Source organism: Ottowia sp. SB7-C50 (genome assembly GCF_033110285.1).
GTDB lineage: Bacteria > Pseudomonadota > Gammaproteobacteria > Burkholderiales > Burkholderiaceae_C > Ottowia.
Genome location: NZ_CP136995.1, coordinates 351,158 through 366,004, shown reverse-complemented (window position 1 = coordinate 366,004; position 14,847 = coordinate 351,158). Strand labels below are relative to the sequence as shown.

13 protein-coding genes and 1 pseudogene are annotated in these 14,847 nt (G+C 68.4%); 12 read left to right on the top strand and 2 right to left on the bottom strand.

Annotated elements, in window-relative coordinates; genetic code table 11:
- Nucleotides 1–6: 6 nt before the first annotated feature.
- The 7 genes and pseudogenes from thiL to R0D99_RS01685 all read left to right on the top strand — a co-directional run bounded on the left by thiL (nt 7) and on the right by R0D99_RS01685 (nt 5,869).
- Complete coding sequence (gene thiL / locus R0D99_RS01715) at nt 7–1,026, top strand: thiamine-phosphate kinase (RefSeq protein ID WP_317749698.1); 1,020 nt, start codon at nt 7–9, stop codon at nt 1,024–1,026.
- A gap of 11 nt (nt 1,027–1,037) precedes the next feature.
- Nucleotides 1,038–1,745 carry a YafY family protein gene (locus R0D99_RS01710; protein WP_317749697.1) on the top strand — a complete coding sequence of 236 codons (708 nt, stop codon included), beginning with the start codon at nt 1,038–1,040 and terminating at the stop codon, nt 1,743–1,745.
- Nucleotides 1,746–1,804: 59 nt separating this feature from the next.
- A complete protein-coding gene (locus tag R0D99_RS01705) occupies nt 1,805–2,224 on the top strand; it encodes an SRPBCC family protein (RefSeq protein ID WP_317749696.1) in 420 nt (139 codons plus the stop codon).
- A 37-nt stretch (nt 2,225–2,261) separates the two neighbouring features.
- Nucleotides 2,262–2,894, top strand: coding sequence for a glutathione S-transferase family protein (locus R0D99_RS01700; RefSeq protein WP_317749695.1), 633 nt, complete (start codon nt 2,262–2,264; stop codon nt 2,892–2,894).
- Nucleotides 2,895–3,046: 152 nt separating this feature from the next.
- Nucleotides 3,047–4,678 (top strand): DUF4139 domain-containing protein, encoded by a 1,632-nt coding sequence (locus R0D99_RS01695; protein WP_317749694.1) that lies wholly within the window; start codon nt 3,047–3,049, stop codon nt 4,676–4,678.
- Nucleotides 4,679–4,872: 194 nt separating this feature from the next.
- Nucleotides 4,873–5,346 carry a phosphatidylglycerophosphatase A gene (locus tag R0D99_RS01690; RefSeq protein ID WP_317751177.1) on the top strand — a complete coding sequence of 158 codons (474 nt, stop codon included), beginning with the start codon at nt 4,873–4,875 and terminating at the stop codon, nt 5,344–5,346.
- 105 nt (nt 5,347–5,451) lie between these two features.
- Nucleotides 5,452–5,869 (top strand): annotated as a pseudogene (locus R0D99_RS01685) (CinA family protein).
- Nucleotides 5,870–5,954: 85 nt separating this feature from the next.
- Here R0D99_RS01685 and R0D99_RS01680 read toward each other — a convergent pair.
- On the bottom strand, nt 5,955–6,332 hold the full coding sequence (locus R0D99_RS01680) for a hypothetical protein (RefSeq protein WP_317749693.1): 378 nt from the start codon (nt 6,330–6,332) through the stop codon (nt 5,955–5,957).
- A 65-nt stretch (nt 6,333–6,397) separates the two neighbouring features.
- A complete protein-coding gene (locus R0D99_RS01675; protein WP_317749692.1) occupies nt 6,398–8,104 on the bottom strand; it encodes a hypothetical protein in 1,707 nt (568 codons plus the stop codon).
- A gap of 308 nt (nt 8,105–8,412) precedes the next feature.
- Between R0D99_RS01675 and R0D99_RS01670 the strand changes: the two genes are divergently transcribed.
- From R0D99_RS01670 to R0D99_RS01650, 5 genes are all read left to right on the top strand, one after another.
- Nucleotides 8,413–10,185 carry a hypothetical protein gene (locus tag R0D99_RS01670; protein WP_317749691.1) on the top strand — a complete coding sequence of 591 codons (1,773 nt, stop codon included), beginning with the start codon at nt 8,413–8,415 and terminating at the stop codon, nt 10,183–10,185.
- 246 nt (nt 10,186–10,431) lie between these two features.
- Nucleotides 10,432–11,313, top strand: coding sequence for a phosphatase PAP2 family protein (locus R0D99_RS01665; protein ID WP_317749690.1), 882 nt, complete (start codon nt 10,432–10,434; stop codon nt 11,311–11,313).
- A complete protein-coding gene (locus tag R0D99_RS01660; RefSeq protein ID WP_317749689.1) occupies nt 11,313–13,364 on the top strand; it encodes a hypothetical protein in 2,052 nt (683 codons plus the stop codon). Before R0D99_RS01665 ends, R0D99_RS01660 begins: the two co-directional genes overlap by 1 nt.
- Nucleotides 13,361–14,413 (top strand): helix-turn-helix transcriptional regulator, encoded by a 1,053-nt coding sequence (locus tag R0D99_RS01655; RefSeq protein ID WP_317749688.1) that lies wholly within the window; start codon nt 13,361–13,363, stop codon nt 14,411–14,413. The genes R0D99_RS01660 and R0D99_RS01655 overlap by 4 nt, the downstream gene beginning before the upstream one ends.
- A 129-nt stretch (nt 14,414–14,542) precedes the next feature.
- Nucleotides 14,543–14,740 carry a helix-turn-helix transcriptional regulator gene (locus R0D99_RS01650; protein WP_317749687.1) on the top strand — a complete coding sequence of 66 codons (198 nt, stop codon included), beginning with the start codon at nt 14,543–14,545 and terminating at the stop codon, nt 14,738–14,740.
- Nucleotides 14,741–14,847 lie beyond the last annotated feature (107 nt).

Below are 14,847 nucleotides of genomic sequence, written 5' to 3'. Positions count from 1 at the left end.
ATGGCCATGGGTGAATTCGAACTGATCGATCGCTTCTTCAAGCGAAAGTCGCCACCACCGCCCGCCCCGCAAGCGGATAACGCTACTCAAACAATAGCGCTCGGCATCGGCGACGACTGCGCCCTGCTGCAGCTCGCGCCCGGCCAGCAACTGGCCATCAGCACCGACATGCTGGTCGAAGGCCGCCATTTCTTTGCCGACGTCGACCCCGACGCGCTGGGCCACAAGGCGCTGGCCGTCAACCTGAGCGACCTGGCCGCCATGGGGGCCGCGCCACTGGCCTTCACCCTGGCGCTGGCGCTGCCGCCCGAGCGCGCGCGCGACGAAGCCTGGCTGGGCGCCTTCGCGCGCGGCCTGTTCGCGCTGGCCGACGCGCACGCCTGCCCGCTGATCGGCGGCGACACCACCGCCGGGCCGCTCAACCTGTGCATCACCGTGTTCGGCCAGGTGCCGGCGGGCCAGGCGCTGCGGCGCGATGGCGCGCGCGTGGGCGACGACATCTGGGTCAGCGGCACCTTGGGCGACGCGCGGCTGGCGCTGGGCGCGCTGCGCGGCGAATGGACGCTGCCGCCCGCCGTGCTGGCCGCTGCCCGCCAGCGGCTGGAGCGCCCCACGCCGCGCCTCGCACTGGGGCTGGCGCTGCGCGGAATCGCCAGCGCGGCGGCCGATGTCAGCGACGGGCTGGCGGGCGACCTCGGGCACATCCTGCAGGCAAGCCGTGTCGGCGCCGTGCTCGACAGCGCGGATGTTTCATTTTTGATAGCTGAATACGCTTTGCCATCCAGCGCTGGTGGCCCATTCGATGCAGATCGGCGGTGGCGCATGGCGCTCACCGGCGGCGACGACTACGAGCTGGTCTTCACCGCCCCGCCCGTCGCCCGCGCCGCCGTGCAGGCCGCCGCCGAACGCGCCGCCACGCCCGTCACCCGCATAGGCCGCATCGAAGCCGCGCCCGGCCTGCGCCTGACCGGCGCCGACGGCCGCACCACGCCACTGGCGGCGCGCGCCTTCGACCACTTCGCCTGACGCCACCCGCCGTGCCCGGCCGCGCCGCCCGCTTGCTGCAACTGCTGGAGCGCCTGCGCACGCGGCGCCAGCCGGTGGCGGGCGCGGTGCTGGCCGGGGAACTGAGCGTCAGCCTGCGCACGCTGTACCGCGACATCGCCACGCTGCGTGAGCAGGGCGCGCAGATCGAGCGCGATCCGGGCGTCGGCTACGTGCTGCGGCCCGGCTTCACGCTGCCGCCGCTGATGTTTTCGGCCGACGAGTTGGAGGCGCTGGTGCTGGGCGCGCGCTGGGTCGCGGGTCACACGGCCGATTCGGAACTGGCGCGGGCAGCGCAGGCTGCGATGCAGCGCGTCAGCGCCGTGCTGCCCGCCGGGCTGAGGCTGGCCATCGAAACCAACAGCCTGTTCGTGCCCGCGCACGGCAGGCCGCCACCGCCTGCGCCCTGGCTGCCCGTGCTGCGCCGCGCGATCCGCGACGAACACGCGCTGCAGATCGACTACCGCGACGAAAGCGGCGCGGCGACACAGCGGCGCATCTGGCCCTTTGCGATGGCATTCTTCGACGAGGCACACGTCATCGCCGCGTGGTGCGAATTGCGTCAAGACTTTCGCCACTTTCGCGCCGACCGTGTTCTGGCGCTGGCCGCCAGCGGACATCGCTACCCCGACCGGCGCCACGCCTTGATGCGCCGCTGGCGTGCGCAGCAAGGCATCGATCCGGCAGGCCCCGACTGCTGACAACCGCTGACAGCCGCCCGGCCCACACTGGCTTCTTGTTGACACGAGGAGCCTTCACCATGTGGACCGCCGAACACAGCACCCCCATCGCCGCCCCCGCCGAGCGCGTGTGGCACCTGTTCACCGATGTCGCGGGCTGGCCGCGATGGAACATCGGCGTAGCGGGTATGCGCCTGCACGGCCCTTTTGCCGATGGCACTCGCTTTGAGATGCAGTTGCCTGACGGCGGCCCGGTGCTGCACAGCACCTTGACCGACGTTCGGCCGCTCCAGGGCTTCGTCAACGTCACCGAATTCGCCGGCGTTCGGGTGCAGGTGGCGCATGAGATCACCGCGCGCGAAGAGGGCGGTGTCCGCGTGGTTTACCGCATCCAGGTGGACGGGCCGGGCGCGGAGAACGTCGGCCCCGGCATTGCCGCCGACTTTCCGACAGTGCTGGCCGCGCTGCGGCGCGAGGCAGAAGCCGCCCCGCCGGCGTAAAGTGTGCGGCCGACCCGCACCCACTGCACGAACACCCATGACACTGCCCCTGACCTTTTACACCCACCCCATGTCGCGCGGCCGCGTCGCGCGCTGGATGCTGGAAGAAACCGGCCTGCCCTACGACACCGTGCTGCTCGACTACGGCACCACGATGAAGGCACCGGAATACCGCGCCATCAACCCCATGGGCAAGGTGCCGGCGATCCGGCACGTCGACACGGTGGTAACCGAGAACGCGGCCATCTGCCTGTACCTGGCCGACCTGGTGCCCGATCAGCACCTGGCGCCGCCCGTGGGCAGCGCGGCGCGCGGGCCGTATTACCGCTGGATCAGCTTCATGGGCCCGCTGGAGCAGCTGATGACCGCCAAGGCCAGCGGCGCGACGCTGCCCGAACCCGGCATGGCCGGCTTCGGCACCGAGTACGACCTGCTGAACACGCTGGAGGCCGCCCTGCAGGGCCGCGACCATCTGGCGGGCGACCGCTTCACCGCGGCCGACCTGCTGGTGTCGGCCTACGTGGGCTGGTACCTGCAGTTCAAGCTGCTGCCCGCGCGGCCGGCCTTCGAGCGCTTTGCCGCGCTGCATGCGCAGCGGCCGGCGGCGCGGCGCGCGGCGCAGATCGACGATCAGGCGCTGGCGCAGCAGAAGGCGGCGGCGGGCGCCTGAGGGCGGGCGTGACAGCGCCATCACTTCAACATTGATAGCGACTTGCGCTGAATCCATCAGCGCAAGCGGGCTTTTTGATGGGTAAGCGCGCAGTACCGGCCCGGCGCAGGCGGCTGCTAGCATTGGCGGCATGCGCGTTCTGGAGCCCTGCGATGAATGATTTGCCCACCCGCCGCCTCGCCCGGTGGGGCCTTCTGGCGCTGCTGCCCTGGGTGGGGGTGGCGCCTGCCGGTGCGCAGTCGTCCGCCGCAGAGGGGCGCGTTGACACCGCCTCGCGCGTGGTACGCGTCAAGGTCTATCCGGGCAGCGCCACCGTCGAGCGCGCGCTGCGCGTGGGGCCGGGCGCGCGGCAGGCGGTGTTTGCCTGCCTGCCGGCGGTGCTGGACGCGGCCAGCCTGCAGGTCAGCGGCGATGCCGGCGTGCGCGTGGGCGAACTGGCCGTGCGCCAGCAGCCGCGCGAGCTGCTGGGCAACGCCTGCGCCAGCCCACTGGACGAGCGCGTGCGCGCGCTGGAAGACCAGGTCGCCGCGCTGCAGGCCGAAAGCGCGGGCATCGGCTACGCCACGGGTTATTTCAAGAGCTTCGAGAACGCCTCCAACGGTGCCGACGCGCGCGCCGCGCTGCCGGCGCAGATCGGCGCCACGGCGCAGGCGCTGCGCCAGTCGGCGCGCGACGCGCTGACGCGGCAGCACCAGATCAAGCGCCAGCAGGAAGCGCTGGAGCGCGAACTGAAGCCGCTGCTGGCCGAGCGCGACCGCGCCGGCGCGCGCGACGCGATGGTCAGCACGGTGCAGGTGACGCTGGCCGCGCCGCAGGGCGGCGAGGTGAAGCTGTCGTACCAGGTGCGCGGCCCCGGCTGGCAGCCCAGCTACCGCGCCACGCTCGACAGCGCCAACCAAAAGGTGCGGCTGGAGCGCCAGGCCCTGGTGGCGCAGAACACCGGCGAGGACTGGAGCGGCGTGCAGTTGACCCTGTCCACCGGCCAGCCCGGCGCCGCCACGCAGGGGCCGCTGCCGCGCCCGTGGCGCGTCGGCATCCAGCCGCCCGCGCCGCCGGCCGCCCCAGCCATGCCGGTGCCGGCGGCAGCGATGATGTCGCGCGCGGCGCCGGCCAGCGCGGGCGCCGAAGAAGCCGCGCCGTCGTTCGACGTCAGCGTGCTCCAGGGCAGTTTTGCTACCGAATTTGCAGTGCCGCAGCGCATCACCGTGCCGTCCAGCGGGCAGCGCGTCACGCTGTCGCTGGGCGAGCACGTGGCCGACGCGCGCTTGGTCGTGCGCACCACGCCGGCGCTGGACGCAGCGGCCTACCTCATCGCCGATCTGGCCGCGCCGCCAGGCGTGTGGCCGGCCGGGCCCGTCAACCTGTACCGCGACGGCGCCTACGTGGGCAACAGCCGCTTCGACGCCGCCGCGCTGCCGCGCACCGGCTTTGCCTTCGGGCGCGACGAGCTGGTCCACGTGCGTGTCGAGCAGCCCGCGCAGACCGAGGGCACGGGCGGCTTCATCGGCAGCCGCAATGAACGCCGCATCAGCCGCCTGTACACCGTCGACAACCGCCACCGCGAGGCCATCACCCTGCAGGTGCTGGACGCCGCGCCGGTGGCCGAGCACGACGACGTGCGCGTCGACTCGCGCTACCAGCCCGAGCCGCAGAGCAAGGCCTGGAACAACCAGCCCGGCAGCGTGATGTGGCAGCAGCCGCTGGCCGCCGGCGCCAGCCAGCGCTTCAGCGCCGAACACACCATCACCTGGCCCAAGGACGCGCGCCTGCGCGAACGCCAGTGACGCCACCGGCTGACCTGGCCCGCGCCCCGCGCGACGACGTGACCGACGTGCAGGCGCGGCCCTTGCCGCCCGGTCGCGCAGACAGCGACGCCGCGGCACCGCGGGCCGGCGGCGCGCAGCCCACCCCGCTGGAGCCCCTGGCGCCGCACGACGGCCCGCCGCCCGCGGGCGCGGTGCGGCCCAACGCCCGCTTCATGCGCAGCCACCCCGCGCACTGGGTGGCGCTGGGCTTCGGCTCGGGCCTGTCGCCCATCGCGCCCGGCACCGCCGGCACGCTGTGGGCGTGGCTGGCCTGGGTGGCGCTGGGGCTGTGGCTGACGCCGGCGCAACTGGGCTGGCTGCTGGCCGCCGCGCTGCCGCTGTCGGTGTGGAGCAGCACCGTGACCGCGCGCCACCTGCGCACCGCCGACCCCAGCGCCATCGTGATCGACGAAGTGGTGGCGTTCTGGATCGTGCTGTGGCTGCTGCTGCCGGCGGGCTTCTGGGCGCAGGCCGTAGCCTTCGCGCTGTTTCGCTTCTTCGACGCCGTCAAGCCCGGCCCGGTCGGCTGGGCCGACCGCCTGCTGCACGGCGCGCGCGGCTGGCGCGGTGGCTTCGGCGTCGTGCTGGACGACCTGGTGGCCGCCTTCTGCACGCTGCTGGTGATCGCGCTGTGGCGCGCGTGGTGATGTTCGATGCTACAAAATAAAGAGCTTCACGCGCTGGATGGGCAAGCGCCTGCGGCACAAATCGTGCAAGAACTGTCCCGGCAGCTGCGCGCGCGCGGCTGCACGATGACCACCGCCGAAAGCTGCACCGGCGGCCTGATCGCCGCCGCCTGCACCGACCTGGCGGGGTCAAGCGACTGGTTCGAGCGCGGCTTCGTCACCTACAGCAACGCCGCCAAGACCGAACTGCTGGGCGTGCCGGCCGAACTGATCGCGCAGCACGGCGCCGTCAGCGAGCCGGTGGCGCGCGCCATGGCCGAAGGTGCGCTGGCCCATTCGCACGCGCAGGCCAGCGTGGCCGTCACCGGCGTCGCCGGGCCGGGGGGGTGGCAGCGCCGACAAGCCGGTCGGCACCGTCTGGTTCGGCTGGTGCGTGGGCGGCGCCACCCGCAGCGAAGTGCAGCACTTCGCCGGCGACCGCGCCGCCGTGCGCGCGCAGACCGTGGCGCATGGGCTGCGGCGGTTGCTGGAAGCGCTGCATTGAATGGCAAGCGGGTGAGCCGTGGACAGCCGCACCGGCCGCCACCGCTCACCCGCTTCCTCCCTGCCAAACTCACTTCCATGGCGCCCTATGAACGAGGCTCCAGCTTGACCACACTCCCATTGCTGCGCTTCAGATAGATCTCGTTGCCCACCACCCTCAGGTCGCTGCACGCGGACGAAATGTTCTTGAAGTTGGAACACACACGCCCATCCTCGGCGCGCCAGGTTCCGTGGTCGACGTTGCCGGAAAAATAGACCGTGACGCCGTCTGAATCCGCCGCATAGTCCACTCGAACGCCACCGCTGCCCAGCTTGAACGACCGCCCCTTGAGCAAAGGCCCGATCTCCGCCGCCGCCGGCGCGCGGGCGCCAGCAGGAAACTCGGTGGCGGGCGGCGTGCTGGCGCAGCCGCCCAGCCATGCAACCACCGTCAGGACGGCAGCCAGCCTGGTTGTATTTTTCATGACATTCCTCCGTGATTTGGGTCTGACGGCGCGCCCGCCCTGGCGGGCAGGCGCGCGCTCGGGGATCAGATGCCCAGCTGTGACTTCATGGCGGCCCAGGCCGTGGCATTCAGTCGATTGGAATAGTTCAGGACATTCGCCAAGTCGGTCTTGAGCTCACGCGCGAAGTAGACGCGGTCACCCGTGGTGCTGGACTTGAATTCCGCGAATATCCGGGTGTAGTTGGTCGCTGTGACGGCGGGGTGGCCCGAAAAACGCATGATGCGCACTCCGTTCACGGTCGATATGGCGTAGGTGCCCTGCGTCGTGGGCTGGCAGTTCGATGCGTCGGTCAGCGCCGCGTTGTAAGTGCATTCATAGAACTGCGCAGTGCCGGATGTGGGGCTGGCGCTGGCAATGAAAGCCACACGCATGTTGCGCTGCCCACCGTCGCCCGCAGGGCCCAAGCTCAAGGTACCACCGTTGCCGGTCCCGAGGTTGATGTTGCCAACAGCGGCTTTGGCAATCAAATCCTCAAGCTTGCGTGCGTAGTCCACGGAGTAAGTGTCACCGTATACGTTGTTGATATAGATTGACGGCGCCAACCCATAGTTAGTACGCTTGGTGAGGGTGCTGCCCGCAGGAAACTGGGCATTGCCCAAGGCCGCGAGCAAGTTTGGCGTAGACCCCGTGCCGTTGTTGATGAGGTTCGACGTCGCATCCGATTGCGACTGAGCGACCACATCCGCCATCGCCTTGCCCGCGACATTGACGTCCGGCGTGCTGAAGCCAACCTGCGGTCGGGTGTTACACGACAGGCTACGGCTTGGATTGCCTTCCGAGGCGAGTATCGGCACCGTATCGTCACACAGAACCCAGCCACTTGGCGAGAGGTAGGCTTGGGAGTACAGCACGGTTCTCGCAGTTGCCACCCCATTGGTTTTGCCCGACCGGACATCGGTCACGAGCCGCCCCAGGGTACCTGCCGGCTTGGCCTGGATGTCAAGCGTGTGGTAACGATAATTTCCTGCGTCCGTAAATGCGAGCAGGTTCAACGCACCGGGGGCCGCAGCGATTGCCGCCGCCTGATCCGCCACGTGGAGCGTGCCGCCCTCGCGCAGCACACGGGACGTGACCTGCGCCATGAAGCGCGCGGTATCCTGAATATTGCTGTCGTCTGCTGCAGGATCGTCCTGATAATTGTCGATCTTGGCGTCGGTGATGGCCAGCTGAGTCACCACGTTGGCCCGCGCCACCGCTTCGGTCATGCCTCCAGCAACGCCGGCTGCTACCAGTGTGGTGAGTGGGTTGATGGCGCCCCCAGAACCGGCCACCCGCTTGAGCACGTAGGCATTCGTTGTGGCTGCAGTATCGGGTTTGTAGCCCATGTCGATGACAGTAGCCGGGTCAGTGACCGCACCCGGCTTGACCGGCGCGATCAGCGAGGCGGCTGCCGCACCCGTGACCTTGGTGGAGTCGAAGGTCAGGCTGTAAGCACCATCAGCGCCGGTGGCAGCAGAAGCGGGTTCGCCCGCGTCGCACGCATTGTTGGCGTTCAGGTCTAGGCAAACGACGACATTCTTCAACGGGCCTGCACGCGTCACCTGACCACTGAGCGTCACCGGTGCCGTCGGCGTTGCACCATCGCTGACCCCTGTACCCGGGTTGAGCGTGCTGCCTGGTGCGGGCGCAGGGGTGGTGGAACTGTCGCCGCCGCCTCCGCAGGCGGTCAGAGACAGGGCTACAGCGGCGAACAAGCCGCTCAGCACGAACATTTGCTTTCGATTGGACATGGTGCGCTCCTTCTCTTGAACACAAGGCAGGGTGCGTGCCGCTTGCCGACCATCGGTGCGCTGGCTGATCCCTACGGCATCAATGTCTTTGGTTTACGGCCAATGCACATGCCATGAATATGGGAGGCCAGCGCGTCATTTCCCCCCCTGCATGGGTGTGAAATGAATTGGGGTAGGCCCATTAGGCTGACCGCATGTCCTTGACTGACCCATGCCGGTTGCCCAGGCCGCAAGTGCGGTGGCCAAAGTGTGGCCGTATTGCCCTATGCTTGCGATCAAGAGAAGGCAAATGGGCGCAGCGGGGCACTATGGACCGATTTGCGGAGGAAAGGCCACTTCAGCCTGTCTGGGCGGCCATCGTGTTTGTGGACGTGGTCGATTCGGTCAGCCTCATCCAGGCCGACGAGCGTGGCATGGTCGAACGCATTCGCCACTTCCTCGCCGGCATCGCGCGCTCGCTGGTTCCCTCGTTCGGTGGGCAGGTGCTGGAACGCCAGGGCGACGGGCTGTTGCTGCGGTTTTCCGACGCCGGCGCGGCGCTGCGCTGCGCCGTGGCCCTGCAGGCCTACCGCCCGGGCGATATGCCAGCGGCCGATTTGACGGGTGAGATTCGGCTTCGCGTGGCGGTGCACTCAGGTTCGCTGTTGAGCGACGGCCATGCCGTGTATGGAGCGGCTGTCAACCTGACCGCGCGACTTCTGACCGTGGCCACGGCGGGTGACATTGTGTTCACGTCCGACGTGAAGGCGCTGGCAGACGCGCAGGTGCATGGCCTGGCCCCGCTTGACATGGGCCTGTGCCACCTGAAGCACTGGCGTGAGCCGGTGCATCTGTGGCGCTTGCCCGCCCCCTGTGGCAGGGGCGCAGCGGCGCACGGTGTCCGCGAGCCGGACTGGCGCGCGCGGCTGGCGGTGCTGCCGTTTTCCATGCAGGGGCTGGTCAGTGCGCCGCAGGGGCTTCAGGATTTTCTGATGGACTCGCTGATCGCGGGGCTGTCGCGCCACCCGGGCCTGCTGGTCACGTCGCGCCTGTCGGCCGTCAACGCGGCGCTGACCGCGCTGGCGCCGGCAGACGTTGCGCAGCGCCTGGGGGTGCGCTACCTGGTCACAGGGTCGTCCTGGCTCATGGGGCAACGCCTGGGCCTGGTCATGCACCTGCTCGATACCCGGTCGGACGAGTTGATCTGGACCGAACGTGTCAGCGGCGACCTGGCCGATCTGCTTCAGCCCGAGAGCGCCCTGCTAGGCAGCCTGGTGCGTGGTTGCGCGACTGCCCTGCTGCAAAGCCAGGTACGCGATGCCCTGACCATGCCGCTGCCGCAGCTGGACAGCCATGCCCTGATGACCGGTGCGGTGACCTTGATGCACCTCGTCAGCGAGACCGGCCTGCGGCGCAGCGAAGCCATGCTGCACGCCGTCATCGAGCGCCATCGGCAGATCGCATCGCCCAAAGCCTGGTTGGCGAAATGGCATGTGCTGAGCGCGGTGCAAGGCATGGACGAGCGAGGCGACGCACTCACCCATGCCATCGACATGGCCGACCGCGCGCTGGACCTGGAGCCCCGCAGTGCGCTGGCGCTTTCTGTGAAGGGGCATGCCTTGTGCCACCAGGGCGTGCGAATCGGCGAGGCGCACCGCCTGCTGGACGACGCCGTAGACGCCAACCCGAGCGAGCCCATGGCCTGGTTGTACCGCAGCGTATGGCACCAGATGTGGGGCGAGGGGCCGCTGGCGGTGGCAGACGCGCAGCACGCGCTCGGCTTGTCACCGCTCGATCCCCAGCTGGCGTATTTCGAGATGATGCTGGGCAACGCGTACCTGGCCCATGGTGACCTGGAGCGTGCGCTGCCCATGTGTCAGTCCGCCGTCCTGAAAAACAACAAGCACCTGCCGGCGCTGCGTGGCCTGCTGTTGGCGCAATTTGAATCGGGCAACGCAGCCGCCGCGGCAGACAGCCTCGCCACCATTCGCTGCCTGGCACCGCAGCTGACAGTGAGTTCATACCTCGGCACCACGCAGGACAGCCCGCTTCGTCGCCGTGTTGCCCGTGCCATGCAATCTCTCGGGCTGCCGCCTCATTGACCAGGAGACTTCGCCATGCCATATCCGGTGTTCTTCAACTTCAGCCCTTTTTCGGGCGGCGCGAATCTGAGCGGTGGTGCTTCATGGCTCAGCGGCGGCGCCAGTGGCGGAGCCAGCGGTGGCGCCAGCGGTGGAGCGGCAGGGCCCGCCGAATCCGTCAGCAGCGGACTGGTTCTCAATCGCGCCGCTGTCGTGGGCGTGTTTGAACATGGCTACCAGAGCACCGCTAACCCACCTGGGTTGCTGATGCTGAGCAACAATGCGCCAGGCCCGCAGCGGCTTACGCGATGGGAAACAGGGCACGCGGTCGCCATCGTGCTGGGTGAGTTGCTGGAGCGTCTGGCAGTGCGGCAAGGCAACGGCACACTCAGGTTGCTGCTGACCCGTGAAGCACCGCCAGCCGCTGAACTGGCTGCACTGACGCCGCCCACCCAAACCACATTGCATGCGCAACTCCCGCTGGTGATCGCCTACGCCGATTTGCGCGCCGACCGCTTTGCCGAGATTCAGTCGCAGCAAGTGTGGCCGGTGGACTATTGGTCGGCGGTGCTCGGCATCACGCCGCGCCAACACCCGAACACGCTGTTGCTGATGGCCGTCGTGCAGTCGCTGGCCGTGCATGTGGTGGCACGCATGAAGCACCTGGCCAATGCGCCGCGGCCGGTGCAGTTGTCTGCGCAGGTGCAGCCGATGCTGGCAACACCGATGCACGCGGCCTGGCCGGGCGGCCATGCCACCGAGTCGTTTGCCGCCGCCGCGCTGCTGGGCGCCTTGATCAAGGCCGCCCGCCCCGAATTGGACGCCGCGCCGCTTCAACAGCAGCTGAACCGGCTGGCCACCCGAATCGCCACCAACCGCGTGGTGGCCGGGCTGCACTACCCGCTGGACACGGCAGCCGGCTGGGCGCTGGGCACCAGCCTGGGCGACTATGTGGTGGCTTGCGCGGCGAAAGGCACATCGGTCAACAAGCGGGATTTCAACAGTCAGGCATTTGGGGGCAAGGACTTCAGCGTCAACGGAGATTTGGCGAGCAAGGGGACGACCGAAACAGCGCTGGCGCTGACGGCCGCGACCGAAGTGGCTGCGCTGCAATCGCTGTGGGACGCGGCCATCAAGGAGTGGGTGTGATGGCCACCGGCGTCGATTGGACTCAACTGGCTGACAAACTGCCGCCGGTTGACCCTTATCTCGTGTGGGCCGATACCACGGCTTATGCCGACTACCGACTGAACCCCGGCAAGTCGCCGGAAGGCTGGTGGTCGGTGCTGCTGGAGTTGGAGCCTGCCCGCGATGGCAAGAACCCGATCCCGCGATTGCTGGATGAAACCCAGCGAAGCTGGTTGCAGGTGCCCGCCGCGTACCTGCATGATGCGCTGGGCGATGATTTTCGCTACTGCACGGCGCGCGTGACGGGGAGGTTCTTCACCGACGACGTGGCACGCGCGCGGGCTGGTGTGTTGCGCTACCAGCTTGGCTTGCCGGTCGAGCGCACCGTGCGCGAACTGCATGCAATCGACGAGACCGCCACCGGCAAGCCGGCCGATGCCCAACCTCTGACGGGCGGCAAGGGTCGCACCGTCATGGCCTTGATCGACGGCGGGCTGGCATTCGCCCACGCTGCGTTCTGCCGACAGGTGGGCGGCCGGCGCGAGGCGCGTGTCAAGCGCTATTGGCGGCAGGACGAGTGCTTCGGCAGCCGCTACCTGGGCGATGTAGCGCGCACCTCGCGTGTGCACAGCAGCCAGGCGGGCTGGAACAAGCCGGCGCAAATGGGCTACGGGCTGCAGCTGGATGAAGCGGCTATCCAGGCCGCCATCCATACGCACACCCACGCCGGGCAGGTGGATGAAGATGCGCTGTACCGCGATCTGGAGTTGTGGAGCCTGGACAGCGCCGCGCACCACGGCACCCATGTGTTCAGCCTGGCCACGCAGCCATACGCCGACCGCCTGGCGACCGAGGACGCGCCGCCGACATTCGCGCCCGAGGCCAGCAGCCCGGCCAACGACACCGCCGACTTGATGGCGGTGCAACTGGAATGGGCCAACGTGCTCGACACCTCGGGCCGCGCCATGGCTGTGAGCGTGTTCGACGCGCTGGTCTATGTGGTGTCGTGCTGCGCGAACGACGTGCGCATCGTGGTGAACCTGAGCTGGGGCACACAGGCCGGACCGCACGACGGGACGTCAGTGCTGGAGAAAGCCATGGCGGCGTTGTGCGCAGCGCCTCGGCTGGAAGGGCGGCTTTTCATCGTGGTGCCCGCTGGCAATCATTACCAGGCCCGGTCGCATGCGCATGCCGCGCTGTACGGTGGGAATGGGCTTGCGCTTTCGTGGCGCATCCAGCCCGACGGGCATACGCCGAGCTTTCTGGAGCTGTGGTTTCGCGGCGAGTCGGGCCACGCGGTCGCACTGGACGGCCTGAGCATTCGAATTACCCCGCCCGACGGTTCGGCGGCAACAGTTCTGCCGGGCCAGTGGCGACGCCTCAGCGCGGGCACCGCGACGGCCGTGTTCCCCCGCCAAACCATGCTGGGCGAGAACGGTAGCAGCCTGTTGATCGCCGTCGCGCCGACTGCCAGCCTGACGGGGGCGGCGGTCGCGCCCAGCGGTGCCTGGAAGATCGAGGTGAACTACACACCCACTCTTGACCCTCACTCGCCGCTGTATGTGGACGCGTTCATTGAGCGCAACGACGTGGCGTTGGGCTTGTTCACCGGCGCGCGCGCCTCGTACTTCGAGGCCACGGACTACAACCTTGGCGCGTCGGAAGACATGCCCGTGCACGGCGACAGCAATCAAAGCCCGATTAGACGCTGCGGTAGCTACAACAGCTTGGCAACGGGCACGGACGGCGTGCATCGGGTGGGAGTGGGTGGCTGGGTGCATCTGCCTTCCGGGCGCAACCCGTGGGACAAGCCCGCTGCCTATAGCCCACGACTGAACGACTTGTTCAACGCTCCTGGCAATCCACTCAAGATCCACCCCGACCGCGTGCGGGTGACGGACGAGAGCCCGGTGCTTCAGGGGCTGCGCGCCGCCGGTAGCCGAAGCGGAGGAACGGCGCGGTTGGTGGGCACCAGTTCGGCCGGGCCGCAGTGCGTCCGGATTCTGGCCAACGGGAAACCGCTGCCGGACAACCCTCGCCCGTCAAGCGCCAAGAAAGGGCCGGATCAATGAGCCGCTCACCCGCCCGCGTCACCTTGCGCCAGTTATGCCGTCTGGGCCTGCCAGCGCCACTGCTGCTGCCGGCGTTGCTGCCGGTGTTGCGCGAGCTGGTGCCGGCCAGCCACGCGGCCTTCTTCTTCTGCGACGAGCACGGGCACATCGCCAACCTGTATGCCGAGCGCATGCTGCCGCCGCGGTCCATGGCCGCTTATCACGAACGCCACGACCAGAAGCGATTTCGCGAACGGTTCATCCAGCGTGTGGCCGCCGAATGCCCTACCAGCCGCCACAGCGTGACCGCGGCTGAGCGGTTGGAGCCGTACTACCAGGACGTGCTGGCTCCGCTGGACATTGCGCACATGCTGTACGCCGTGTTGCGACACAGGGGCCAGGTCATCGGACAGTTGAGCCTGTACCGGGGTGGACGCGACGACCCCTTCGGCGCGGCGAATGAGCAGACCTTGTCGGATGTGCTGCATTACCTGGGCGAAGCACTGGCGGTCCAGGCACAGCAACTCACGGCCGACCCGCGCAAGCATGTGGTGGAAGAAGCTTTGGCTGTGCTGGACGATGACGGCGAAGAGCTGTATGCCGACGCTGGCTGGCAACGCATCGTGCGGCTGGCACAGGCCAGCGTGATCGCGCCTGTGGGTGCGCAGAAGGAAATCCAGTCGGTGCCCAAGTTCGTAAGGGCCATCCTGGCCGCGCTCACCAGCGCTCCGCAATCGGCGCACCATGTGCACTCGGCCTGGGGCGAATTCGCTTTTCGACGGCATGACATGGCATCGCACAGCGGGCCGCCCGCGGTGGCCCTGATCGTGTCGCGCCTGGCCGCCGAGCCGGTGCGGCTGGCTACCGGCGCCGCCGCCAAGGGGCTGTCGCCGCGTCAGCGTGAAGTTGCCGTCTTGATGGCGCAAGGCCACAGCAACCAGGACATCGCGCAGTTGATGGGCATCACAACCAACACCGCTGCGTCCTACGTCAAGCAAATTTTCTCGCGACTGGGCGTGCATGAACGCAACGGCGTGGCACAGGCGCTGATGCAGGCCAGCAGTACCTGATCACCCCTGCGCGGGTGATACCCAATATGAGGTGGTTGGTCAAAGATCGGCCGCATGTCACACGCAGATTTGATTGAGCCCCCCGCGCCGACGGCACGGCATTCTTCCCGGCCTCGAAACGTGCCCGTGATGGCCGAAACCATTTCTGCGCGCGAGCGCGACGTGCTGTCGCTGCTGGAGCGCGGTTGCAGCTACGCCGAAGCCGCGCAGTCGATGGGCGTGGCGGTCTCGACCGTGCAGGCTCACGTGAAGAGCCTGTACGTCAAGCTGGGCGTGCACTCCAAGAACGAGGCTGTCTACGAGGCTCGGCAGGCGCGCCTGATCTGAATGCGGCTTGGGCGCCAACGCACGGTGAAAGGCGCGGCGCTCACCCCAGACTGAGACGGTCACACTCTGCCGCGCGCTGGCCTGCAATCACCTGGCGCGGCAAAGCC